The 22,111-nt window shown below is 55.3% G+C and carries 20 protein-coding genes; 6 read left to right on the top strand and 14 right to left on the bottom strand.

Going from position 1 to position 22,111, the window contains the following annotated elements; all coding sequences use genetic code 11:
- Positions 1 to 85 precede the first annotated feature (85 nt).
- Both ACFC20_RS03140 and ACFC20_RS03135 read right to left on the bottom strand, forming a co-directional pair.
- The gene (locus ACFC20_RS03140; RefSeq protein WP_375191723.1) at positions 86 to 520 is read right to left on the bottom strand and encodes a flagellar protein FlaG; all 435 of its coding nucleotides are present in this window, start codon (positions 518 to 520) and stop codon (positions 86 to 88) included.
- 73 nt (positions 521 to 593) lie between these two features.
- Positions 594 to 2,060 (bottom strand): flagellin, encoded by a 1,467-nt coding sequence (locus ACFC20_RS03135; RefSeq protein ID WP_375191722.1) that lies wholly within the window; start codon positions 2,058 to 2,060, stop codon positions 594 to 596.
- A gap of 385 nt (positions 2,061 to 2,445) precedes the next feature.
- Here ACFC20_RS03135 and ACFC20_RS03130 point away from each other — a divergent pair, with 385 nt between their 5' ends.
- The 4 genes from ACFC20_RS03130 (at position 2,446) to ACFC20_RS03115 (ending at position 6,948) form a co-directional block, all read left to right on the top strand.
- The gene (locus ACFC20_RS03130; protein WP_375191721.1) at positions 2,446 to 3,990 is read left to right on the top strand and encodes a flagellin; all 1,545 of its coding nucleotides are present in this window, start codon (positions 2,446 to 2,448) and stop codon (positions 3,988 to 3,990) included.
- 144 nt (positions 3,991 to 4,134) lie between these two features.
- The gene (locus tag ACFC20_RS03125; protein ID WP_375191720.1) at positions 4,135 to 4,374 is read left to right on the top strand and encodes a type II toxin-antitoxin system Phd/YefM family antitoxin; all 240 of its coding nucleotides are present in this window, start codon (positions 4,135 to 4,137) and stop codon (positions 4,372 to 4,374) included.
- Position 4,375: 1 nt separating this feature from the next.
- Positions 4,376 to 4,762: a type II toxin-antitoxin system VapC family toxin gene (locus tag ACFC20_RS03120; protein ID WP_375191719.1), complete on the top strand. Its 387-nt coding sequence runs from the start codon at positions 4,376 to 4,378 to the stop codon at positions 4,760 to 4,762.
- Positions 4,763 to 4,947: 185 nt separating this feature from the next.
- Complete coding sequence (locus tag ACFC20_RS03115; RefSeq protein WP_375191718.1) at positions 4,948 to 6,948, top strand: hypothetical protein; 2,001 nt, start codon at positions 4,948 to 4,950, stop codon at positions 6,946 to 6,948.
- A gap of 43 nt (positions 6,949 to 6,991) precedes the next feature.
- On the opposite strand, the gene sbcB is transcribed toward ACFC20_RS03115, so the two are convergent.
- Positions 6,992 to 8,437: an exodeoxyribonuclease I gene (gene sbcB / locus ACFC20_RS03110; protein ID WP_375191717.1), complete on the bottom strand. Its 1,446-nt coding sequence runs from the start codon at positions 8,435 to 8,437 to the stop codon at positions 6,992 to 6,994.
- 49 nt (positions 8,438 to 8,486) lie between these two features.
- Complete coding sequence (locus ACFC20_RS03105; protein ID WP_375191716.1) at positions 8,487 to 9,389, bottom strand: hypothetical protein; 903 nt, start codon at positions 9,387 to 9,389, stop codon at positions 8,487 to 8,489.
- A 364-nt stretch (positions 9,390 to 9,753) separates the two neighbouring features.
- Between ACFC20_RS03105 and ACFC20_RS03100 the strand changes: the two genes are divergently transcribed.
- Together ACFC20_RS03100 and ACFC20_RS03095 are read left to right on the top strand one after the other, a co-directional pair.
- Entirely contained in the window at positions 9,754 to 10,782 is a 1,029-nt protein-coding gene (locus tag ACFC20_RS03100; RefSeq protein ID WP_375191715.1) for a response regulator, read from the top strand.
- A gap of 9 nt (positions 10,783 to 10,791) precedes the next feature.
- Positions 10,792 to 11,739 carry a diguanylate cyclase gene (locus ACFC20_RS03095; protein ID WP_375191763.1) on the top strand — a complete coding sequence of 316 codons (948 nt, stop codon included), beginning with the start codon at positions 10,792 to 10,794 and terminating at the stop codon, positions 11,737 to 11,739.
- Positions 11,740 to 11,876: 137 nt separating this feature from the next.
- On the opposite strand, the gene ACFC20_RS03090 is transcribed toward ACFC20_RS03095, so the two are convergent.
- The 10 genes from ACFC20_RS03090 to ACFC20_RS03045 all read right to left on the bottom strand — a co-directional run bounded on the left by ACFC20_RS03090 (position 11,877) and on the right by ACFC20_RS03045 (position 21,968).
- On the bottom strand, positions 11,877 to 12,245 hold the full coding sequence (locus ACFC20_RS03090) for a histone-like nucleoid-structuring protein, MvaT/MvaU family (protein ID WP_375191714.1): 369 nt from the start codon (positions 12,243 to 12,245) through the stop codon (positions 11,877 to 11,879).
- A gap of 179 nt (positions 12,246 to 12,424) precedes the next feature.
- The gene (gene tviB, locus ACFC20_RS03085) at positions 12,425 to 13,687 is read right to left on the bottom strand and encodes a Vi polysaccharide biosynthesis UDP-N-acetylglucosamine C-6 dehydrogenase TviB (protein ID WP_375191713.1); all 1,263 of its coding nucleotides are present in this window, start codon (positions 13,685 to 13,687) and stop codon (positions 12,425 to 12,427) included.
- A gap of 40 nt (positions 13,688 to 13,727) precedes the next feature.
- On the bottom strand, positions 13,728 to 15,116 hold the full coding sequence (locus ACFC20_RS03080; RefSeq protein ID WP_375191712.1) for an MBL fold metallo-hydrolase RNA specificity domain-containing protein: 1,389 nt from the start codon (positions 15,114 to 15,116) through the stop codon (positions 13,728 to 13,730).
- Between the two features lie 65 nt (positions 15,117 to 15,181).
- A complete protein-coding gene (locus ACFC20_RS03075) occupies positions 15,182 to 15,871 on the bottom strand; it encodes a cytidylyltransferase domain-containing protein (protein WP_375191711.1) in 690 nt (229 codons plus the stop codon).
- Complete coding sequence (locus ACFC20_RS03070; protein WP_375191710.1) at positions 15,871 to 16,935, bottom strand: nucleotidyltransferase family protein; 1,065 nt, start codon at positions 16,933 to 16,935, stop codon at positions 15,871 to 15,873. Before ACFC20_RS03070 ends, ACFC20_RS03075 begins: the two co-directional genes overlap by 1 nt.
- A gap of 46 nt (positions 16,936 to 16,981) precedes the next feature.
- Positions 16,982 to 17,602: an acetyltransferase gene (locus ACFC20_RS03065; protein WP_375191709.1), complete on the bottom strand. Its 621-nt coding sequence runs from the start codon at positions 17,600 to 17,602 to the stop codon at positions 16,982 to 16,984.
- The gene (gene neuB / locus ACFC20_RS03060; RefSeq protein ID WP_375191708.1) at positions 17,599 to 18,663 is read right to left on the bottom strand and encodes an N-acetylneuraminate synthase; all 1,065 of its coding nucleotides are present in this window, start codon (positions 18,661 to 18,663) and stop codon (positions 17,599 to 17,601) included. The genes ACFC20_RS03065 and neuB overlap by 4 nt, the downstream gene beginning before the upstream one ends.
- Positions 18,663 to 19,838, bottom strand: coding sequence for a UDP-N-acetylglucosamine 2-epimerase (neuC, locus tag ACFC20_RS03055; RefSeq protein WP_375191707.1), 1,176 nt, complete (start codon positions 19,836 to 19,838; stop codon positions 18,663 to 18,665). Before neuC ends, neuB begins: the two co-directional genes overlap by 1 nt.
- Positions 19,835 to 20,989, bottom strand: a complete 1,155-nt coding sequence (locus tag ACFC20_RS03050; protein WP_375191706.1) for a LegC family aminotransferase — start codon at positions 20,987 to 20,989, stop codon at positions 19,835 to 19,837. Before ACFC20_RS03050 ends, neuC begins: the two co-directional genes overlap by 4 nt.
- Positions 20,982 to 21,968 (bottom strand): NAD-dependent 4,6-dehydratase LegB, encoded by a 987-nt coding sequence (locus tag ACFC20_RS03045; protein ID WP_375191705.1) that lies wholly within the window; start codon positions 21,966 to 21,968, stop codon positions 20,982 to 20,984. Before ACFC20_RS03045 ends, ACFC20_RS03050 begins: the two co-directional genes overlap by 8 nt.
- Between the last annotated feature and the right edge of the window lie 143 nt (positions 21,969 to 22,111).

Genomic DNA, 22,111 nt, shown 5'->3' with positions numbered 1-22,111 from the left:
CCCCAAAACGCAGAGCACCGCCAGCCCCTCTCGGGTGCGGCGGTGCTGAAATACCGTTGTTTGTATCGGCTAAAAGCAACTGCTCTTATACTTTGATACTGAACAACGTCAGCGGTTCATCCTGCTGCAAGTTTTCTGCCAACCTCAATGCCACTTCGTCAGGAATCTGGCGAATGACTTCCTGGGTCGACTGATCCACGACTCTCACGATCGTCTGCCCAAGTTCGTTATCCACCTCAAACTGCAGATCCCGTTGCACATTCTGAACAAAATCGTTCAATTGGCTCACCGCTTCATCAAGCTCTTCCCGCTGGACCTCACTTCTTGCCTGGAGCTTTTCGGCTTTCGAGGCCTCCCGCGCTCTCTCGGCGCCCGGCGCTTGATTGACAGCGGATGACGAACCAGCAAGGTCGGAGGCATTCCTGCCTACGGCCTGAGATGACGAAATTGCCCGAGCCAGGGCTTGTTCACTGGTACGAACCAGCTTCAGATCCGGGCTGTTCAGGTTAACGTCATTCATAGCTTTACCTCGCTATCCTCAAACGGCGTTAAACCGGAGCCCGTAGACTCCGGTTCATACCGCCATGCCCCCATTACTGCAGGAGGGACAGAACCTGCTGCGGCCGGGCGTTCGCCTGGGCAAGTACGGAGATACCAGCCTGCTGCAGCACCTGGGCCTTGGACAGCTTCGCGGTTTCTGCGGCAAAGTCTGCGTCCAGTATCCGGCTGTTGGCGGCACTCAGGTTCTCTGAGGTGGTTGCCAGGTTTGCGATGGTGGACTCGAAGCGGTTCTGAATGGCGCCCAGTTCACCTCGGAGGCTGTTCACTGCAGTCAAGGAAGCATCTACTCTCTTGATGGCGTCATTTGCAGCGTCGACGGTACCGACCCCCAATGACTCAATAGAGCCAGAAGAAAGAATTACCTCATCGACAGAGTATCCGGCATTGGACGGGGTGTTTCCCCCAATAACAATGTTCTCTGAAGACTCCAACGTGAGCGAGCCATTCAACGTCACTGCGGTGCCAACCTTGTCAATCGTTACAGAAGTATCTTCGACATCGGTCGCAGTAGTAAAGCCACCAGTCACTGTTGCAGCAGTAGTACTAGTTGACTCGGCTACAGTTTGCTCAATTTTAATGTTCTCGCCATCATCAGCGATCAACGAAACTGTCCCACCATCGTTCACCGCACGAACATTAGTCTCATCCGTACGTGCGTTGACTGCAGCCACAAAGTCGTCTGCAGTGATACTATTAGTCCCTGCACCCAAGTCTTGCGCAGAAAAGATATTTACGTCATTTATCTTTAGACTGTAGGTATCACCAGCATCGCCACCCACTACGGTTGCAAAATTTAACTCCTGGACGTTAGTAGCGTCTACATTTAGCCCGCCGACATTCGCGGCGTTGATCGCAGCAGCAACTGCTTTTGCGGATCCATCGGCGCTAGCACCGATAGTCTTGGCGTCTCCATCACCGACTTTGATCGTTAGATCGCCAGCAGCAAGCGCAGTCCCCGCAACAGTTCGTGTGTCTTCGGCAACAGCCCCTATTTGACTGATCCGTGTTCCTTGCGTTAAGTCGATTCCGATGGTCTCACCAGCATTCGCGCCAACTTGGAAATCTTGCCGCCCAAAGGTTCCATCCAGGACTTTCAATCCATTGAACGCGGTCTGGCTGGAAATTCTATCAATTTCGTCCAAACGAGCTCGAACTTCGTCGTTGAGGGCTTGACGATCCGAATCACTGTTTGTGGCGTTTGCAGATTGAACGGCCAGATCACGAATTCGCTGGAGGTTGTTAGTAATTTCTTCGAGCGCCCCTTCGGTGGTCTGCGCCAGGGAGATGCCGTCATTGGCATTTCGCTGGGCAACATTCAGACCTGAAATCTGGGACTGAAAACGAGTAGAAATTGCAAGACCTGCCGCATCGTCTTTAGCAGAGTTAATACGTAGACCCGAGGACAAACGCTCGAGAGCCTGATTGCTCAAATCCTGAGACTTCTGAAGCTGATTCTGAGCGGATATCGACGCAATGTTAGTGTTAATACCGAGAGCCATAATGCTTCTCCTTCGACGGATGTCGTTTTTTCATGGAAAAGGTCTGGCGCCCTTTTTCAGTCTGGGAGCGCCGCCCTGTTACACCACTTAACGGCGCCATTTCCGGTTGCTTTAGAAAAAAAACCTCCGTTTTTGTTAACAAATGTAAAACCGGCAATTTAATTCCTTCCAAACGGCAGCTCTTTGGCGCGTTATGTTTTCCTGAGAAGACCACGAGACATAGAAACCTGTTTAAAAACAAAACGATAAGCTTTCCCCCATAGAAACTGGCACATCCTTCGCTTGTCACCCTGAAAAACGGCAATTTAACGAATTTCAGCCGGCAGAGGTTCCCATTAAAGATCGGGCACCAAGCTTCCGGCACCTCTGAGCAGGGAGAATAGATATGCCTCAGGTCATTAATACCAACATTGCTTCGCTAAACGCGCAGCGTAATCTGAATGCCACTCAGGGCGAAGCCAATGTTGCCCTCCAAAGGCTCTCATCCGGTTTAAGAATCAACTCCGCGAAAGACGACGCTGCAGGGTTAGCCATATCAGAGCGCTTTACGTCTCAGATCCAGGGGCTCAATCAAGCTATTAGGAACGCGAATGATGGCATTTCGCTGGCACAGGTTGCGGAAGGCGCACTGGGCGAGTCCGGCAATATTCTTCAAAGAATCCGGGAACTGGCCGTTCAATCAGCGAACGCCACAAACTCGGCATCTGACAGGAAAGCGCTCCAGGCAGAAGTCAATGAATTAAAAGAAGAGCTTGAGCGCATTGCTACAACCACTGAGTTCAACGGCTTAAAACTCCTTGATGGCTCTTTCCAGGCACAGCAGTTTCAGGCAGGCGCGAACGAAAACCAGACAATTGCCGTATCAATTGAGGGCGCCCGAATTAAGGATCTAGCGAACAACACGCTTACTGCGTCCAACAACACGCTCAATTCTGGTACGGGGTCGGCCACTGAAGCGACCTCGACGGTCCTGGCTCAAAACACAATCGGCGAACAAACGTTGACAATCTCTAGCTCTCTGGACACCCAGACGGTCAGTATCGAACGGGGCGACACAGCAGAGGCCATTGCCGCAGCCATTAATTCTTCAGCCGCCACCACTGGAGTAAGCGCATCTGCCCGAACTGAAGTCAGCGTGAGCAACAATCTGACCGGCACTCCCATCTCGGTCCCACAGACGGTCACGTTAACCCTGTCAAATGGGGAATCGGAAGCGACAGTTTCTGCCCAGATTACAGACCCGAATGACTTTTCACCACTAGCCCAAGAAATCAACTCATCATCCGGACGCACAGGCATAACTGCGAAGGTTGAGGACGATGGATCTATCACACTGACTCATCCAACGGGCAAAGACATCCTTATCAAGGATTTCACGGCGGCTGATGGACAGGAGATTGCTGTTCGGGGCAGCGGCGACCCTTCTGCGACTGTGCTTAATAGTGGCCCAACGGCGCCTGTTGATGACAGCGTTCGGGTTGCGGGAGAGATAACCTTTGATTCAGCAGTAAGCTTCGCGCTTCAATCTAGCGCGACTCAGGCCGCGCCGACCGCCGTGGATACGGGAAGCATCTTGAGTGCTCCAGCGAACACCTCGATCGGCTCAAATCCTGAGGATGTCGCAGGGGTGGACATCAGCACTGTCGAGGGAGCAACCGACGCTTTGGCCATTGTAGATGCCGCTCTTGAGACGATCAGCGGTATCCGCGCCGATTTAGGTGCTGCACAAAACCGACTGGAATCGACCATCGCTAACTTAAGCACCACCTCGGAAAACCTGTCAGCGGCACGCTCGCGTATCCGCGACGCCGACTTTGCGGCCGAATCCGCCGAACTGGCCCGAACCCAGGTGCTCCAGCAGGCTGGCCTGTCCGTCCTTGCCCAGGCCAACGCAAGACCGCAGCAGGTATTGCAGTTGCTACAGGGTTAACGGCGCAAACCTATACAGTGAAATCAAAACGGCCGGGCCATTAGCCCGGCCGTTTTGATTTAAGATTGCTCTAGATACACGGTGGTTCGGATAAAAGCTGGATGATAGACTAAGCCTATTTAGCTAGGTTTAGGAGCGCAAATCATGGAATCCATCAACATGCACGAAGCAAAAACCCGCCTGTCACAGCTTGTGGCTCGTGCGGCCAAGGGTGAAGCCTTCATTATCGCAAAAGCTGGCAAACCGGTGGCCCGCGTAACCGCTTACGATTCCCCCGAAGAAGGGCAGCAAAAGAGAATCGGTTTCATGGCTGGTGAATTCACCGTGCCGGATGATTTCGACCGGATGGGTCAGGAGGAAATAATCGAGATGTTCGGAGGCTGACTTGAACCTTCTTTTAGACACTCACGTTCTGCTCTGGGCGGCGGCTGAGCCCTCCAAACTATCCCCTCAGGCGACAGCACTAATCGGCAATGAAGACAACCGCTTGTATTTCAGTGCGGCCAGCCTTTGGGAAGTCGTCATCAAAAATGGTCTGGGCCGGCCGGATTTTCGGGTTGATCCCCACTTGCTGAGGCGCGGCCTTGTCGATAACGGCTATTCGGAATTGCCGATCACCTCGCAACACTCACTTGCGGTAAGCCACCTTCCGGATATACACAAGGATCCCTTCGACCGGATTCTGGTTGCACAGGCAGAGACAGAGGGATTTTTGCTAATTACCTCCGATGAGCTGGTGGCGCGCTACCCGGGGCCTGTCCGTCTGATTTAAGAGCTCTTCCGAATTTGTCGGATTACGGCTTTGCCTAATCCGACCTACCGGGAGACTTCCACCGCCCCAACTCGCCTATCATCAAACTGGCACACCTTTCGCTTCACCTCCCTCAAAGCACGGCAAACCGTCAAAAACTGCAGACCTTTGCCGCCTCCTTCAGGGTTGAGACAACGAGGTGTCCCATGCAAGCCAAGCATCAAGTCCAGGTTTCCCGATCTACCCAGGCCGAGGTGGCTCGCCTGCTTCTCCAGGCCAATCTCGCCTACGGCGAGTCGAACAGCGGTGGCCTCAGCCACATCCAGCGGCTGAAGGCGCGGCAGGAGTGTCGCGGGTACCTGAACGAAGCTCTGACCCTTGAGCCCGGGAATGCCGGCGCCCTGGGTCTGCTTGGTCGAGTGGAGCTGGACGATGGCCAGTTCGAGCGCGCCCATACCCTGTTCAACGCCAGTCTGGACCAGCAACCGGGCCAGGCACAGCAGTATTGCAACCTTGGCTACTGGGCTCTAAAAACGGAGCGCCCTGCACTGGCGGAGCAGTATTTCCTGCAGGCGCTGGACTACGACCGGCAATCGGCCGCCGCTTTCTGCGGTGTGGCCCACGCCAAACGGCTGCAGGGGCAGTTCGATGTGGCCTATCTGCACTACCGCAAGCTGCTCGAGACCGGCGCCGAGTGGGATTCCATTTACAGCGGGATGCTGTCTTGTGCCCAGCACCTGAACGTCAACAAGGCCGATACAGCCCTCGCTCTGGATGCCATCGCACTGCTTCAGCGAGAGGGCTTACCGCATCAGGAACTGGGCCGCTTCGCGGGTGCGATCATTCATCAACAGTACGACCTGGACAACCCGGACGCGCAGATCTTCCTGGATGCCGCTTCTGAAGACGAGTTGCTGATCCTCGCCCTGCAGAAAACGTTGATGCCCATCCCGGCGGTGGAAGAGCTGGTTACCCTGCTTCGCCGGGCCATCCTCGCTGAAGTGGCACAAACTGTGGAGCTGCGCGACGATCTGCAACGCCTGACCCTGGCCATTGCCCAGTACGCCGACAGAACCGGGTACGCCCTGGCGGCAGAAGACGATGAAGCACGCCTGATTGCTGCCATCAATGACAGTATCAAGGCGCAGCTCGCTATGAACGAGGAACAGGACGGCATGGTCGGCTCGCTGATGATCAGCGCCATGTACGGCGCCCTGTTCCACCAGAGCTTTGCTCCCCAGCTCGGCCAGTGGAACCTGGTGGACTGGCCGCTGGCCTTGCAGCCGGTGCTCGCCGCCAGCTACTACGAGCGGGCCGACGAAGAGGCCATCAAGCAAAACTTCGATGAAAAGGCCGACGAACTCTGCCTGGAAAGATCCGAGGTGCCACAGGCCTGGCCATCCTGGTCGCAACTGTCTTACCAGAGCGAATCCAGCCTGAAAATCCTGATGGCCACCGAACTCGGCCTGGCCACGGAAAATCTCCCGGCGACCCTGCGCATCATGGTCTGCGGCGCACAGTCTGGCCAGCGCGCCATGGAACTTGCCCGCTATCTGGATGACGTGGAAGTGATCGCCGTGGACGAATCCCTGGCAAACGTCGCCAAAGCTACTCGCATGGCCGGCGACATGGGCCTGGACAACATTGTGTTCTGGCCCTGGTCGATCGCCCAGCGCTTCGTGGCGGACGGCCATCAGGTGCATTGGATTGAAGTTGGCCGCCTGCCCTCTCCTGCCATGACCGACCTGTCGCTCGCCGCCCTGATCAGCGAGGCGACAGCGACTGGCGCGGTGGTGCACATGCACACGGCGGTGGCTGAACAGACCAGCGGCGACCGGCAGATTCGCAGACTGATCGACGAGCAACAGTTGCAACCGAACCGCCAGACCATTCGCCAACTGCGCCGCATGGCACTCGCCAACCGGAACGACGGCACCTGGCAGGAACTGATTTCAGACGCGGATTTCTACAGCCTCGGCGGCTGCCGGGACCGATGGTTCCGCCCACAAGACTGTGCCCAGCTGAAAGAACTGATGGCGCTGGTCAGTAACGAAGTGGACTGGAAACTCGTGAAGGCGCGCGATGAGGATGGCCATAGCCTCGCCACTGGCCCGGTGCAGCAGCAGATCCAGGCGGAAGCACTGGGAAGTGAGGTGCAGAGTCTGATGGGACAGAATCTGAGTGTTTATTTTGTGAAGCGGCGGTGAGCATGAATCCGGGGTCAGAAGAAAAGTTCTTCTGGCCCCACCTTCAGATATAAGGAATCAAAGACTCCCCATACAAATGCAGATCCTCCAGAATATGCCGCCGCTCGGGCGTCAGTTCCGGATCCGCAGCCAGACGTTGCAACTCCTGCCCATAAGCCTCCAGTGATCGCCAGCCCTTCTTGGGGTGCATCAACCGCTCACTGCGAAATTTCTCCCAACGCTCCATCTCCTCACCCTGAAGAGAGCCCGGATAGTTACGGGCGCGATAGCGGAACAGTAGCTCCTGAAGCCTATCGTCTTCAAAATTCACTTCAATCTCACCGAGGGTTCCCACCGGCTGCTCAAGCACCCAGTTCAGTTTCTCCCGATCGGCCTTGCTGATAAAACCGCCGGCGTAGAGCTGTTCGTCGGGATCGGTCAGGTCACTCTCGTGGGGCTGATCGAAGGCCTCTGCGATTCTGGCGGGCAGATCAGGCGCCTTGCGCAGCTTGGCCAGGTTGGCCCTGAGGGTATCGCCATCGAGCTCCAGCTCCTCGAGACGCTCGGGCGACAGTGTCGAGAGCATGTTGGCCGGCGCCAGTACCGGGCATTTGTTGAGTTGCACGCCTTTCAGAGGGAACCGATTTACGCCCTCCCCCAACTCAGACTGCGCCGTGAATACGCGAGTACGAATCTCCTCCGCTGTCGCGTTGATGAGATCAGTCGGGTCTTCGCGAAGGTCGTACACGATCACCAGGTTTTTGTTCGTCGGGTGCTCGGCCACCGGTGCCACCAGGGCACAGCATCCACGGCTCGCCGGGTACTTCGCTGAGATGTGGAATACTGGCTTCATACTCGCGGTATCCAGCATATTCCTGGCAGAGTGTTTGTCCTTGTTCTGCAGCACGAAATCGAAGAGCTTGGGCTGCTTTTCCTTGATCAACTTCGCCACGGCAATCGTCGCCTCCACGTCCGACATGGCGTCGTGGGCGGCTTCGTGGGTAATGCCGTTAGCAGCGGTGAGTTCTTCCAGCCGGAAGCTCGGGCTGCCGTCTTCCTTGCGGGGCCAGTTGATGCCCTCCGGGCGTAAAGCGTAAGTCAGGCGCACCATATCGATGATGTCCCAGCGGGAATTGCCGTTCTGCCACTCACGGGCGTAGGGGTCGCGCAGGTTGCGGTACAGGGTGTGGCGGGTTACTTCATCGTCAAAGCGCAGGCTGTTATAGCCCACCACGCAGGTTCCCGGCTGGCTGAAAGCCTCGTTGATCTGGGCAATGAATTCAGCTTCGGGAAAACCGTCTTCCAGAGCCTTCTGCGGCGTGATGCCGGTAATCAGGCAGGCTTCGGGTGATGGCAGGTAATCGTCTGCTGGCTTGCAGTAAATCACCAGGGGGTCTTCGATAATGTTCAGATCCGCGTCAGTGCGAACGCCCGCAAACTGGGAGGGCCTGTCGTGAACCGGGTCTACCCCGAAAGTTTCGTAGTCGTGCCAGTAGAACGAGCGGATCAAGGGACTGAACTCCTGCCAGGTCAATAACAAACAGGCAGGAGTTTAGCATTTAAAACAGCTTCGTCCCCATATCCTGCCGGTGTGTCTGCAACCGATCCACACCCTGGGTGATCAGCTGGTTCATATTGACAGTCATACTGGTGGGCAGGTTGATGAAAACACCCTGGCCTGCGTTGATCACCGTGGAACCATCCGGGCTTTGCCAATCCACGCCCTCTCGCTGGAAGCCGATGAAGAAGTCATCGGTGAAACCGGTTGTGCCATCGGTATTGGCTTCGCCAACAATAACCGACTGCAATTGCGTGAGTGGCGCACAGTTGGTAGGCGAGGTCGATGCGCAGTCAGGGGGCGCTGCATTAGGGTCTACGATGCCAATATGGCTGGCTCGGCGACTGGTAGCCTGGGCATTCTGGTCCAGTAATGTTGCATCGTAGGCCACACCGTTACTGTCCTCCAGCTTGAGGCCAATATTCCCACTGAAACTGCTCGTAAGGGACGAAACTGATCCCCTGGCCTGTGCGAAGCCCATACGAAAACCAGAAAGACGGCCATCTTCCGTGGGGTCTGCAGCAAGTTCAATGTACGGTTTAACCGCCTCAAAATGCACCGTATCGCCAGCACTATAAGTGCGCCCGTTGTACTGAACACCATCAGTACGAGCAATATGTCCCAGCGCCACGTGCTGAGCGGCGATATCAGCGCCGCCATCAATCTCTCCGACGGTTACATCGTCGATATTGACTCGGGTTTCGACGTCCATACCCAGAGTCATTCGTGTAAACTCGTGGGGGTTTCCCGGAATGTCCTGGATGTTCTCAACCTGCATAAATGCCTGCCCGGTCACCTCACCCATCGTGTCATCTGAAATGGGCTGCAATTCGGCCTGGACAACGGGCGCAATCCCCAGGCAGAACAGGGTGACGGCAGCGTATCCGTACGCTTGCTGTCTCATAATCTTGTGTCTCTGAAGTAGTGGCTTGAGTCAGTTTCCGACGCCCGACTCATCTGCGCTCCGTTATGCTCTTTTGTTTTCTGATCTTCTGTTTTTCCGGGCGCAGGCAGCAGGTCTTTTCACTTTTTATTTGCCGCAAACACACTATAACCAAGGCACATCGGCCAATAGAGTGAGCGGAGTCACAATCACTGCTTACACTCCCGCAATAGATGAACAAGTTTGAACACAGTCACAAACACAACCCCCTCAGAACTTACAATGCCTTACGAAAGATTACGAATGGTGTAGCTGACATGTACATAAAATAACGCGCTGCTATACTAGGCGCCCAAATTTTGCTCACACCAACGGCCATTCACACATGACCACCCGCATACTGATCTGCGACGACTCCGCCCTTGCCAGAAAACAGATGGCCCGCGCCCTGCCCGAGGGCCTGCGTGGAGAGGTCAGTTTTGCCAAAGACGGCGCGGAGGCCCTGGAGCGTTTGCGCGCCCTGGAAGCCGAGCTCATGTTCCTGGATCTGAACATGCCGGAAATGGACGGTTACCAGGTGCTGGCGCATGTACGCCGGGAAGATCTGCCGGTCATGACCATTGTTGTCTCTGGCGATATCCAGCCGGAGGCCCGTGAGCGGGTAAAAAAGCTGGGCGCGCTCGACTTCATCAAGAAACCCACCGACACCGGCATTGTGCTCGACCTGTTGATGGAATACGGGATGTATCGCCCGGGCGAGCTGGAAGATGCCGCGCTCCAGGACAGCAGCCTGAAAAGCTCGGGCAAGGAAGCCCCGGAAATCTCGGTGTCGTTGAATGACTACCTTCAGGAAATCTCCAACGTCGCCATGGGCCGATCCTCCGATCTGCTCGCACGGCTGCTGCGGGTGTTCGTAAAGCAACCCATTCCCAAGGTCGCCTTTCTGGCCAATTCCGAGTTGCACATGGCCATATCCTCGGTAAGCGAGAGTGACACCTATTCGGCCGTCTGCCAGGGCTTTACCGGCGCCGGCATTGCCGGCGAAGCGCTGCTGCTGTTTGCCGACGCCAGTTTTGAGGAAATGGCGGAGCTCCTGCACTACGAGGGTCTTGAGGGCGAGGCGGTCAACGTAGAAGTGTTGATGGACATGTCCAGCATCCTGTTCGGCGCTTTCCTGAAAGGCATAGGCGATCAGCTCGACCTCAAGCTGGGTCTCGGCCACCCGACGGTACTGGGCCAGCACCGGCAGATCAGCGAGTTGCTTGAGCACCACAGCGCCCGGGAAGAACAGCTGCTTTGTATCGAAATCTGCTACGCCCTGGAAGATCGGGACATTGAATGCGACATGCTGATCCTGCTGACCGAGGATTCAGTGCCCTTCCTTGAAGATCGCCTGCAGTACCTGGTGGATTGAGCCATGACCATGAACGACGTTGAAGCGAACTCCTTCCACTGGCTGGTGGACATGATCGAATCGGTTGAGGTGGGCCTGGTGGTTCTGGACCTGGACTTCCGGGTGCAGGCCTGGAACGGCTTCATGGAAAACCACAGCGGGATCACCGCCAGCAAGATCCGCAATCAGGTTCTGTTTGACGTATTCCCGGACATTCCCAAAGCCTGGCTGACCCGCAAGGTGGATGCAGTGGCGCTGCTCAATACCCGGGCGTTTACCTCCTGGGAGCAGCGACCCTACCTGTTCCAGTTCCGTAACACTCGCCCCATCACCGGCACCGAGGAATACATGTTCCAGAACCTCACCATCAGCCCTCTATCAGGGCCCACCGGTGAGGTGGAGAAGGTCTGCCTGATGGTGTACGACGTGACCGACATCGCCAGCAGCAAAATGGCGCTTGAACGGGCCAACGAGCAGTTAGCCAAACTGAGCATGACCGACCGCCTGACCGGCCTGCTCAATCGGGGCACCTGGGAGAACCTGGTGGATGCCGAATTCGAACGCTTCCGCCGTTACGGCCACACCACCAGCCTGGTGATGTTCGACATTGACCACTTCAAGCCGATCAACGACACCCATGGCCACCTAGCCGGCGACGAGGTGATCAAACACACCGCCAGTCTCACCCGCAACGCCATCCGCCAGTCCGACAGCGCCGGACGCTACGGCGGCGAGGAGTTCGGGATTATCCTGCCGGAAACCGACGCTGAAGGCGCCCGGATTATCTGCGAGCGCATTCGCGAGACCATTGAGCAAAGCGTGGTGGAAACCAGCGTGGCGCCGATCCGCTACACCGTCAGCGTAGGCATTGCCCAACTCACGGACGAACCTGAAAATTACATGCAGTGGATGCAGAAGGCCGATGAGGCGCTGTATGCGGCCAAGGAAGGTGGGCGGAACCGGGTGGTGGTTGGTTAAGGATCGCCCCCTCTCCCCAACCCCTCTCCCGCCGGGGGAGAGGGGCTAATCAGAGCTAACCGCAGACTCTGTCTTCATTCTCCCCTCTCCCCTCTCCCCTCGCGGGAGAGGGGCCGGGGGAGAGGGGGCACTGGAAATCAATCCTGCTGCCAGCTCTGCACCGCTTCCTTACCGTGCTTCTCACGCCACTCGTTCAGAGTCTTGTGGTTACCACCGCGGGTTTTTACAACCTCACCGGTGTGCGGGTTTTTATAGGTTTTCAGCGGACGCTTGGGACGGCTGCCGGTTGCTACATCGGCCTTGGCGCCGGCTACAGAAGGATCAATGGCAGTCAGAATCTGCAGCACGTCCTTCGGTGACTTGTCATACTCCTTCATCAGAGCGCGAACCTTGTTCTCGAACTCCAGTTCGCCCTTCAGAGCCTGGTCTTTTTCAAGCTTCTCCAGCTCTGCCGCAAGCTTTTCCATAAGCTGTTTCTTCTGGTAATAATCGTTAATCTTTGCCATGGAATTAAAACCTTATTCAAATAGGGGTTTTAAAAACTTCAAATACTCGGATGGAGTTGACTAAAAGTCACCCAAGATATTAGTGAAATAATTCATCCAAGGCAAAACTATTTATTTACGAAGCCTTAATAAAAAGCCGGCTTGGTCGCCGGCTTTTGAACGCGGATTACCGAATATTTCTACAATCTCAAATCTGAATCACCTAATGGCAACACACCCTTCAGATCAAATAATACGCCTCCGGGTTTTAAATATGCCCTCAATTCACTGGCTGTTTTTTGAGCATACTCCCTGTGGGGAACGGCAAGAAATACCGCGTCATAATCTCCCGTTTTCGGCGAGCCCAAAAGCGAGATTCCATATTCTTCCTGCGCTTCTTCGTTGTCGGCCCAGCAATCGGTGATATCGACGGTACACCCGAAATCCTCAAGTTCCCTAACCACATCAATAACCCGTGTATTTCGGATATCCGGGCAATTCTCCTTGAAGGTAAAGCCCATGACCAGCACCCTGGACTTGGCAACCGCATGATTGCTTTTAATGAGCGCTTTGACCAATTCCGATGCGGCGTACGGCCCCATATTGTCATTTACACGGCGGCCAGCCAGAATGATTTCCGGATGATAGCCGATGGCCTGTGCTTTGTGGGTCAGATAATACGGGTCAACGCCAATGCAGTGCCCGCCCACCAAACCTGGCTTAAACGGCAGGAAGTTCCATTTGGTACCCGCAGCGGCAAGCACCTCGTGAGTATCAATCTTCAAACGGGCAAAGATCATTGATAATTCGTTCATCAACGCGATATTGAGATCGCGCTGGGTGTTCTCAATGACCTTGGCTGCCTCGGCCACTTTGATGGAGCTCGCCTTGTGCGTGCCTGCGGCAATAATACTTGCGTAAAGCTCGTTCACTTCGTCGGCGATCTCCGGCGTTGAGCCGGACGTTACTTTCATAATGCTGGTGACCCGGTGCTCTTTGTCGCCCGGGTTAATTCGCTCAGGGCTGTAACCGGCGAAAAAGTCCTGGTTGAAATTCAGACCAGACACTTTCTCCAGCACCGGAACACAAACCTCTTCCGTGGCACCGGGGTAAACCGTCGATTCGTAAATAACAATGTCGCCGCGTTTTAATACCTTTCCAACCGTTTCACTGGCTTTTACCAGTGGGGTCAGATCCGGTGTTTTGTATTCATCAATGGGCGTGGGAACCGTCACAATATAAATCTGGCAGTCTCGAATACCTTCCAGCTCACTGGTGAAGGATAATCCTGAAGCCGCAGACAACTCTTCTCGAGACACCTCCCGGGTGTAATCGATTCCTTCCTGCAGTTCTGCGATACGTCGGCTGTTTATATCAAAACCAACAATCGTGCGCTTCTCACCGAACGCTGCGGCCAGAGGAAGACCCACGTACCCAAGACCAATCACCGCAATTTTCTTCATATGACATCCCTTTCCGGAAACACAGTTGTGCCTGTCGGCTCTATTCAGTTGGAATGATTATGTCTGTATCGAAAGCGGATTGAAAACACCTTTTCAACGCCTGCTTCGCCCCTTCATCGCCATGGACAATGCGAATTTCTCGCGGCGGGAGCGGGATGCCTTCCACGAACCGAAGCAGGTCACTTTGCCCGGCATGAGCCGAATAGCCGCCCACTTGGTGAATTTGCGCCCGGATATCGAACCGCTCGCCATCCAGTTCCACCCAGCCACCTCGAGGGCCATGCTTCAGGATATCCCGCCCCGGCGTACCGGCCGCCTGGTAGCCAACAAACAACACGTCGTTGCGCGGATCCCCCAGCATGGCTTTCAGGTAGTTCACGATTCTGCCCCCGGCGCACATACCGGAGCCTGCGAGGACCACGCAGGGGCGATGGGAGCGGGCCAGGTAATCCACGGCATTCAGGTGATCGTTGTGGGAGTTGATCACGGTGAGCTGCTCGAAGGAGAGCGGATGCCGGCCCTGGCGAACCAACTCTGTGGCTTCCGCATCCCAGTAGGGCTTCAGGTCACCATAGATACGGGTGAACTCGGCCGCTAACGGTGAATCCACGATAATTTCAAGATCATTCCAGAGCTCGCCACCAAACTCATGAATCAGGCTCTCGATCTCATACAGCAATTCCTGCGTCCGCCCAATACTGAACGCCGGCACCATCACCGTGCCACCATCCTCCAGGGCGTGTTCGAGTACCGCCTTCAGCCGATACCGCCGCGTTTCCCTGTCCTCATGATCCTTATCGCCATAAGTACTCTCAATCACCAGCCGGTCCGCCCGCTCCGGCGATTCCGGCGCTGGTAACAAGGGTGCGTGGGGCGCGCCCAGATCCCCGCTGAACACAATCCGCTCTTCCAAGCCATCGCACCGGGCATCGCATTCCACATAGGCCGACCCCAAGATATGGCCCGCCCGCTGCAGCCGGACCGATAGCGAGCACTCACCGTCGTCCAACACCTCGTGCCATTCACCATACGGCACCGGCACCAAGCGAAAGCGAATCAGGTTAAGCACCCGCTCAATCAGATCGCGGTCGCGGGTAAAGCCTATCTTCAGTGCATCTTCCAGAATCTCGGGAAGCATGATCGCCGAGGGCTCAGAACAGATGATCGGCCCCTCAAACCCGGCGGCCAGCAGGTAGGGAATGCGACCAACATGGTCGATATGCACGTGGGTGACCACAAGCGCCCGGATGTGATCAATGGAAAAGTCGATGGCAAGGTCATCGGCAGAGGCGCCGCGGCCTTCGTCCTGGCCCTGGAACAGGCCGCAATCTATGAGAATGCCAGACGGACTGCCCGTGCCGGACAGGGTCAACTCGTGGCACGAGCCGGTTACGCCGGAGGTGGCGCCGTGGTGAAGAATCTGGAACATCAGTAACCTTCCTTGTTATCAAAAAGAGTCGGTGGCACTCCTGTTCACCGCGCCCAGTCCCTGTATTAACGATGGCTTAAAAGAGCCTCAGCGATCAAAAAATCCATCTCTGTGTCGATGTCAACGGAATGCCATTGGCTCATCTCAAATGCCCGCGAAGCAACATTCCTGTCATACAGACTTTCCAACTTCAAAGCCTGCTCACGTCGGCAAAAATAGATAGCACCGTTCAGCCGGTAATAGATCTCCTGCTCCTGACTACGAACGTTATGGCGCGGCTCTAGAAAACCCTGCAGACTCCCTGCAGGCCCCAGCCTGCCACACAGCTGATAGGGGTGCTCCATCTCACAGACCGAAATGACGGCATCCATTCCTTCTTCAGTGAAGAGGCGATGAGCGGCCCGAATATCGTCCGAGGTACGCAATGGAGACGTAGGCTGAAGAACGCAGATACTCTGCAGCGAAACGCCTTTCAAGGCTTCGAATTTATGTACGAAATCACGGACGGCATCCGCGGTTGTGGCAGTATCCGTCGCCAATTCGGTCGGACGGATAAACGGAACCTCGGCCCCGCAGCGTTTTGAAACGTCTGCAATCTCCTCGCAGTCGGTACTGACGCATACGTGGTCAAACAGCTGACTATCAAGAGCGGCGTCAATAGTCCACTGGATAAGGGGCTTGCCAGCAAGTTCTTTCATATTTTTGCCCGGCAACCGTTTGCTACCGCCACGGGCCGGAATCAGGGCAACATCCATCAGAGGCGATCAACCTCTAACTGTGCCCGTTTGAAATCATCCATTCTGCCAATATCCAACCAATACTCATGGACAGGGAACATCGCGACCTTTTTGCCAGCTTCCATGCTCGTTTCAAGCAGGGTCGGCATATCAATACAGGTCCCCTCTTCCACGTTGCTCACAAGCTCCGGAGAGACCACATAAATTCCCGCGTTAATGAAACACTTCTGTACTGGTTTTTCTTCCATGCTCTGGATGTAACTACCGTCTGTCTGAACGACGCCATAGGGGATTTGGTGTTCGTACTGGCGTACGCACATCGTGGCAATACTGTCGTGACGGTTGTGGAAATCGAGCAGTTCCCGATAGTTCACCGTAGTCAGCAGATCTCCGTTCATCATAAGAAGCGGCTGATCAATTTCATTCTTCGGCAGCAGGCCAAGGGCACCTCCGGTACCGAGCGGCTTGTCTTCATGGACGTACTGAATGGACACTCCCCATTTCGAGCCGTCTCCAAAATACTCTTGAATCATCTCAGGCAGATAATGGGTCGAAATGAAAAAGCGGTGGAACCCCTCTCCGACGAGGCTTTCCAGAATCAGTTGCAGTATGGGCTTGTCGCCGACTTTAAGCAGCGGCTTCGGGCACTCATTGGTTAGCGGTCGCAAGCGGGTTCCAAAACCACCAGCCATCAGAAACACAGGGTTATCCACTTTGCGGCGTTCGATAAGCCCATGCAGTGTCTCGAGGCCAACAATTTTCGAGTCGCTGTCAATGACCGGAATCTGAAGCAACTCAAGATCTTCCATAACCGACAGAATCCGCTCCCGACTCCAACTGCTGTCTGCGGTGTGGGGCGTTTGACACATTACACGCCGCACCTCGCTGTCCAGTGGACGATGCTTCAGAAGAGCCCTGCGTATATCGCCATCCGTCAGCGTGCCGAGAAGACGTTTTTGCTCATCCACCACGAGTGCGATTCGAAGACCGCCCTTATCCAGCACCTCAATGGCCTTTTCCAGCGGCGTATCCGGGCCTACAAGAATGTTCTGCCATTTTTTCAGTGAACGGTGAGCGTCCATTTATTGCTCCAAATCTGTCTGACTGATTCTCAAACCCACTCGACTGCTACACCACATCCCTTGAGACAATTGCCCCGGCTTTTACAAATCCGTTTGCCCCTATGCGAACACCTTGGATGACCGTTGCTCCAGCGCCGATGAACGCCAGGTCATCAATCCGGACATTGCCGCATACCGTGACCCCGGGGGCAACATGCACTGAAGCGCCAACCAGGCAGTCATGGTCCAGACAGCTTCTGGTGTTTAGAATAGAGTTTGCCCCCAAGCGTACGTCAGTCTGGACAATAGCACCTGCCATGACCTGTGCCCCATCTTCCAGCACCGCAGATGAGGAAACCCATGCTGACGGATGGATCAACGGCGGAAAGCAGAATCCGGCCTCAGAATGACGCCTGAACAGCTCAGCCCTGACAAAAATGCCCGGCATGTAGCCGACTCCGTTAAGTAATAGAACCTCGCCAGGTGACAGAGAGGAGAGAAAATCATCGCCACCCAGAACATCGATGCCTTGCCAACGCTGGACACCTTCGCGGGCCAACACAGGGTCGCATACACCCATAATGCGAAACCCCATTGCCAACGCCACATCGGCCACCACTTTTGCATGGCCACCCGCGCCAAGAAGCACACAGGGCCTTTCTGCCAAGCCAACTGGTGTTCCGGTCACTCTGCCACCTCGCCGGCTTCAAAGTCGCGAATGGCAACAGTTCCAACCAGATCCCAAAGCTCCATCGGCACTCTCCCCCTCCCGCAACGGGCGGTAGACAGCGCCTCTCGTTCAATCACCTCGCCTTTCTTAACCGGCCGCAAAAACACAACCTGCTGCCTTGCCGCCTGCCTGGTATCCCATTCTGTTGGCTGCGGCCGTTTAACCCCATCGCCCAGGGCAAGCTCAACCGCACGCACTTGCCGAACCATCTCGGCCAGCTCTTCCGGTTCCAGAGAAGCAAGGTGATCTGGCCCCGGTAAGTTCCGGCTCAAAGTGAAGTGTTTTTCAATAACGACAGCTCCTCGAGCCGCCGCAGCTACTGGCACCACTGTGCCTTCAGTGTGGTCCGAGTATCCCACAGGCAATCCAAACGCCCCGGCGAGCGTTTCCATCGCCTTCAGATTCACCTCATGCATCGGTGCCGGATACTGGGAGGTGCAATGCAGCAAAGTCACCTTGTCCAGAATCGCTTTGCGCGCAGATTCAGTACTCCAGAATCGCAAGACATTTTCTAACGAATCTGGATCGCCCTCATGACAGTAGCCGTAGGCAACCACCGCCAGAGACTGCTCTACTTCTGCGAGGGTCGACATGCCGGTAGAAATAATCAAATCCTTGCCCGTCCTCGCAAATGCGAGAAGCAACGGCCCGTTGGTGATCTCCCCTGAGGGCACCTTGTAAAACGGCAGATCAAGAGACTGAAGAAAGGCGAGACTCTGGGTGTCGAAGGCGGTTGAAACAAAGACGATGCCAAGAGAAGCTGCGTAATCCTGAAGCTCTCTATGCCAAGCCTCCGGCAACTCCAGACGCTTCAGCATCGCCAACTGTGTTTCTAACGAGTCAGTGGTTTGTTGCTGATATCTCGCTTTTGGGGCACTCAAAGCCGCCAGTCGTTCTGCATTGAAGGTCTGAAATTTAACAGCATCCGCTCCGGACTCAGCAGCTACTCTGACAAGATCCAAGGCCATCTGTCGATCACCATTATGATTGACACCCGCCTCAGCGATGATCATGACCATCAATGCGCTCCTGTCCCGGCACCAGGAATGTCGTAAAATACCTTAGCCCCCAGTCTCCCGGCGGAAAGCAATACATCCACAATCCGCTCACTGGTCGCACCCCCACCGTAAGGATTGCACGCTGACTGCGCCAGGACTATGGCTTCCTCGGTTAACGCCTGTTCTATGCCAGACCTGATGTCGGTCGCGGATGTTCCCACGTGAATAACGGACTCTGCCGAAAGCCGGCCCTTCTGTCGAACCCCCACATTGACTGCGGGCACGCCAAGCGATGGCACTTCGATAATACCGCTGGAAGAATTGCCAATGACACAAGCGCTCGCTTCCACTGCACTCAAGTACCGAGTCATTCCAAGTGAGGCTACTGCCCAAGCCACTCCAGAACGTTTGGCAACGTGCTGCTCAATCATCTGGATGATCTGATCTCCGCCGTTGTCTGAATTCGGATAGGTAAACAGAACCTGATGCTCCGGAAACGCGTCCAGCGCCGTCAAGACGTTGTGAAATGTCTCTGAGGGTGATTCATCAGCCGCCGTCACAGGGTGGTAGGTCACCAGGAAAAATGGCGAACTCAGCTTCAGGCCGAAATCCTCGTTAATTCTTTCAAGCGGTACTCTCGGAGCATTCCGGATATTCTCAAGACCAAGCGCCCCCACGTTCCACACAGAGTCAGGCTGTTCTCCCAACTGAATTACCCGTTGCCGGTACTGTTCACAAGCCACGAAGTGGAAATGGGAGAGCTTGGTAATCGCGTGACGGATCGAATCGTCGTATGCCCCTTCCGTGACTTCACCTCCGTGCAGGTGGGCAATTGGAATCCGCATAACAGCGGCCGCCTGGGCGACAGCAAGCGCCTCGTAACGATCCCCGAGTACCACCAGATAATCCGGCCGAAGCCGGTCAAGCGCATCCGCAAAACCGAGCGTACCCAGCCCCATGGACTTGGCAACGCCGCAGGCTGTGTCTGAAGCCAGCAGCATTTCCACTTTGGCATCAATTGCAAAGCCATCTTGCTCAATAGCACGCCAGGTTTCGCCAAACCTTGGAGACAAGTGTGTACCGCTTACGATCAACTGAAGCTCAAAGTCTGGCGACGCCTTCAGTCTTGCAATCAGTGGGTAAAGCAGTCCGTACTCCGCCCTGGTGCCTGTAAAAACCGCCACCTTCCTCATCATGCTTCAGGCTTCACGCTGCTGGGCAAATTTACAAGCCTCTCAGCAATATACCGAGAGTTGGTTAGTGCATCGCGCTCGCAGTGCCGGTACATGGGAAGATCACTCATGAGCTGCCAGACAGGTCGAGACATGACACCCTCGGCATTGGTTTCCTTCAACAAGTGCTCTCTGGCCTCAAGTGATGGGCAAAGCACGGCGTTCAGCCAGAAGTTGCTCTTGCAAGCCTCCGGCTCATCCACGAAGGCATAGTCGGTTCCCCGGAAAAACTCTCGGTATTTATTCGCCAACTCCCGTTTCTGAGCCAGAAAATCCGTTAACTGCTCCATCTGTGCAACGCCCAACGCGGCATTGAGGTTTGGCAGACGATAGTTGAAGCCCACTTCGTCGTGAACATATTCGTACGGGTGCGGTTTCTTGGCCGTGGTGGTTAGGTGCTTGGCCCGGGCCGCAGTTTTCTTATCACTGAGAATCATACCGCCACCACCGGTGGTAATGATCTTGTTGCCGTTGAAGCTGACAGCGGCAACCAAACCGAACGTCCCTGTGTGCCGGCCCTTGTAAAAACTCCCGAGCGATTCTGCCGCGTCCTCGACCAATGGGATTCCCCACATTTGGCATACGGAAACCAGGCCCTCCAGGTCACACGGATGGCCAAAGGTATGCATGGGCAGGCAGGCGCCTACCCGTTTGCCACTTTCTCGCTCGATGCAGTTTCCTTCGGCGTCGGTCATCGCATGCTGTTCCAGCCATGCCGCCAGTGACTCCGGGGACATTCCGAAAGAGGACCGGTCCACATCAATAAAAACAGGCTCCCCATTGCAATAGCGGATTGCATTACAGGTGGCGACAAAGGTTAACGCCTGCGTGAGAACAAGGTCCCCTTCGCCAACCCCCGCCAGCTTCAGGCACACATGCAACGCAGCTGTTCCATTCACGGTGGCAACGGCGGCTTCACTACCCGTGAAGCGGGCCACGTCTAGTTCAAACCGGTTAACAAACTCACCCACGCTTGAAACAAACGTGGATGTAATTGTCTCGGCCACATACGCCTGCTCCGCTCCACCGAAAACAGGTGCATGCAATGGAATAAATTCCTTCGTCCGATAATGGTCCCGGACAAATTCAACAAGACAACCGGACAGATCAGACATTATAAATCCCGGCTTTGTAGTGCTTCAGGTTGTCTGGATTCATAAACCAGGCGACCGTCTTTTTTAACCCATCCTCAATGGAGTGAGCGGGCTTGAAGCCTGTCAGCTCAACCAGCTTGGTGTTATCGCCCCAAAGTCGAAACACCTCAGATTTCCCGGGCCGGAGACGCTGCTCGTCCGTCAGGAATTCAACCTCCCCGCCCATGATGTCGCCTATCAGCTCAAGCGTGTCGCCCACCGAAATCTCATAATTGGAAGCAATATTCACTGTCTCGCCAATCGCATTGTCAGACTTTGCCAACGCCAGAAAGCCTCGACAGGTATCTTCAACGTAATTGAAATCGCGAGTGGGCGACACATCACCCAACTTGATTGACTTCATCCCCGACGCTATCTGGGTAATGATGGTGGGAATAACCGCTCTGGCCGACTGACGCGGGCCGTAGGTGTTAAAAGGTCGGGCAATGGTTAAGGGCAGGTCAAAGGCGTTGTAGAAACTCATCGCCATTGCGTCGGCCGCAATTTTGGAGGCGCTGTAGGGCGACTGCGGCTGAACCGGGTGCTTCTCGTCGATCGGCACATATTGCGCCGTGCCGTAGACCTCACTGGTGGAAGTATGGATCACCCGCTTAACGCCGTTCTCCAGAGCTGCCTGGCAGATATTTAACGTGCCTTTCACGTTAGTGTCTACATAACTATCCGGGGCCACGTAGGAGTAGGGAATCGCGATCAGAGCGGCCAGATGATAGATGGTATCCACGCCTTTGGTGATGTGCTTGCAGTAGTGCGGATCACGGACATCGCCGTTCAAGACCTCGACCGAATCCAGACAATCAATGTTCTCCAGCCAGCCCCAGTAGTTGAACGAGTTGTATTGGGACAGTGCCTTGACCCGGTAGCCCTCCCGCACCAGGAGTTCCGTCAGGTGGGAACCGATGAAACCATCGGCGCCGGTCACCAATACTGTCTCATTTTTCATAGCGACCCTTCAGTTGCAGTAGTTTGATTCATGAGGACATTATTGCAGTTTGCATCCTGACGAGATAGTCAGGGCATTGGTCTCACTAATCCAGAAATAAGGATCTCCCGATTACAAAAGGCCGAGCAGTTAACTCGGCCTTT

Origin of the sequence: Marinobacter sp. (assembly GCF_041984545.1) — a bacterium.
Lineage (GTDB): Bacteria > Pseudomonadota > Gammaproteobacteria > Pseudomonadales > Oleiphilaceae > Marinobacter.
This window is presented reverse-complemented; position numbering and strand designations above follow the sequence as displayed.

Excerpts from the sequence above, each read along its gene's own strand:
- ACFC20_RS03090 (WP_375191714.1), bottom strand. The coding sequence starts at position 12,245 with ATGGCAAAGATTAACGATTATTACCAGAAGAAACAGCTTATGGAAAAG.
- neuB (WP_375191708.1), bottom strand. The coding sequence starts at position 18,663 with ATGGTCATGATCATCGCTGAGGCGGGTGTCAATCATAATGGTGATCGA.
- ACFC20_RS03070 (WP_375191710.1), bottom strand. The coding sequence starts at position 16,935 with ATGGACGCTCACCGTTCACTGAAAAAATGGCAGAACATTCTTGTAGGC.
- ACFC20_RS03050 (WP_375191706.1), bottom strand. The coding sequence starts at position 20,989 with ATGTCTGATCTGTCCGGTTGTCTTGTTGAATTTGTCCGGGACCATTAT.
- tviB (WP_375191713.1), bottom strand. The coding sequence starts at position 13,687 with ATGAAGAAAATTGCGGTGATTGGTCTTGGGTACGTGGGTCTTCCTCTG.
- ACFC20_RS03125 (WP_375191720.1), top strand. The coding sequence starts at position 4,135 with ATGGAATCCATCAACATGCACGAAGCAAAAACCCGCCTGTCACAGCTT.
- ACFC20_RS03135 (WP_375191722.1), bottom strand. The coding sequence starts at position 2,060 with ATGGCTCTCGGTATTAACACTAACATTGCGTCGATATCCGCTCAGAAT.
- ACFC20_RS03105 (WP_375191716.1), bottom strand. The coding sequence starts at position 9,389 with ATGAGACAGCAAGCGTACGGATACGCTGCCGTCACCCTGTTCTGCCTG.
- ACFC20_RS03095 (WP_375191763.1), top strand. The coding sequence starts at position 10,792 with ATGAACGACGTTGAAGCGAACTCCTTCCACTGGCTGGTGGACATGATC.
- ACFC20_RS03130 (WP_375191721.1), top strand. The coding sequence starts at position 2,446 with ATGCCTCAGGTCATTAATACCAACATTGCTTCGCTAAACGCGCAGCGT.
- ACFC20_RS03140 (WP_375191723.1), bottom strand. The coding sequence starts at position 520 with ATGAATGACGTTAACCTGAACAGCCCGGATCTGAAGCTGGTTCGTACC.
- ACFC20_RS03115 (WP_375191718.1), top strand. The coding sequence starts at position 4,948 with ATGCAAGCCAAGCATCAAGTCCAGGTTTCCCGATCTACCCAGGCCGAG.
- neuC (WP_375191707.1), bottom strand. The coding sequence starts at position 19,838 with ATGATGAGGAAGGTGGCGGTTTTTACAGGCACCAGGGCGGAGTACGGA.
- ACFC20_RS03080 (WP_375191712.1), bottom strand. The coding sequence starts at position 15,116 with ATGTTCCAGATTCTTCACCACGGCGCCACCTCCGGCGTAACCGGCTCG.
- ACFC20_RS03045 (WP_375191705.1), bottom strand. The coding sequence starts at position 21,968 with ATGAAAAATGAGACAGTATTGGTGACCGGCGCCGATGGTTTCATCGGT.
- ACFC20_RS03075 (WP_375191711.1), bottom strand. The coding sequence starts at position 15,871 with ATGGATGTTGCCCTGATTCCGGCCCGTGGCGGTAGCAAACGGTTGCCG.
- ACFC20_RS03100 (WP_375191715.1), top strand. The coding sequence starts at position 9,754 with ATGACCACCCGCATACTGATCTGCGACGACTCCGCCCTTGCCAGAAAA.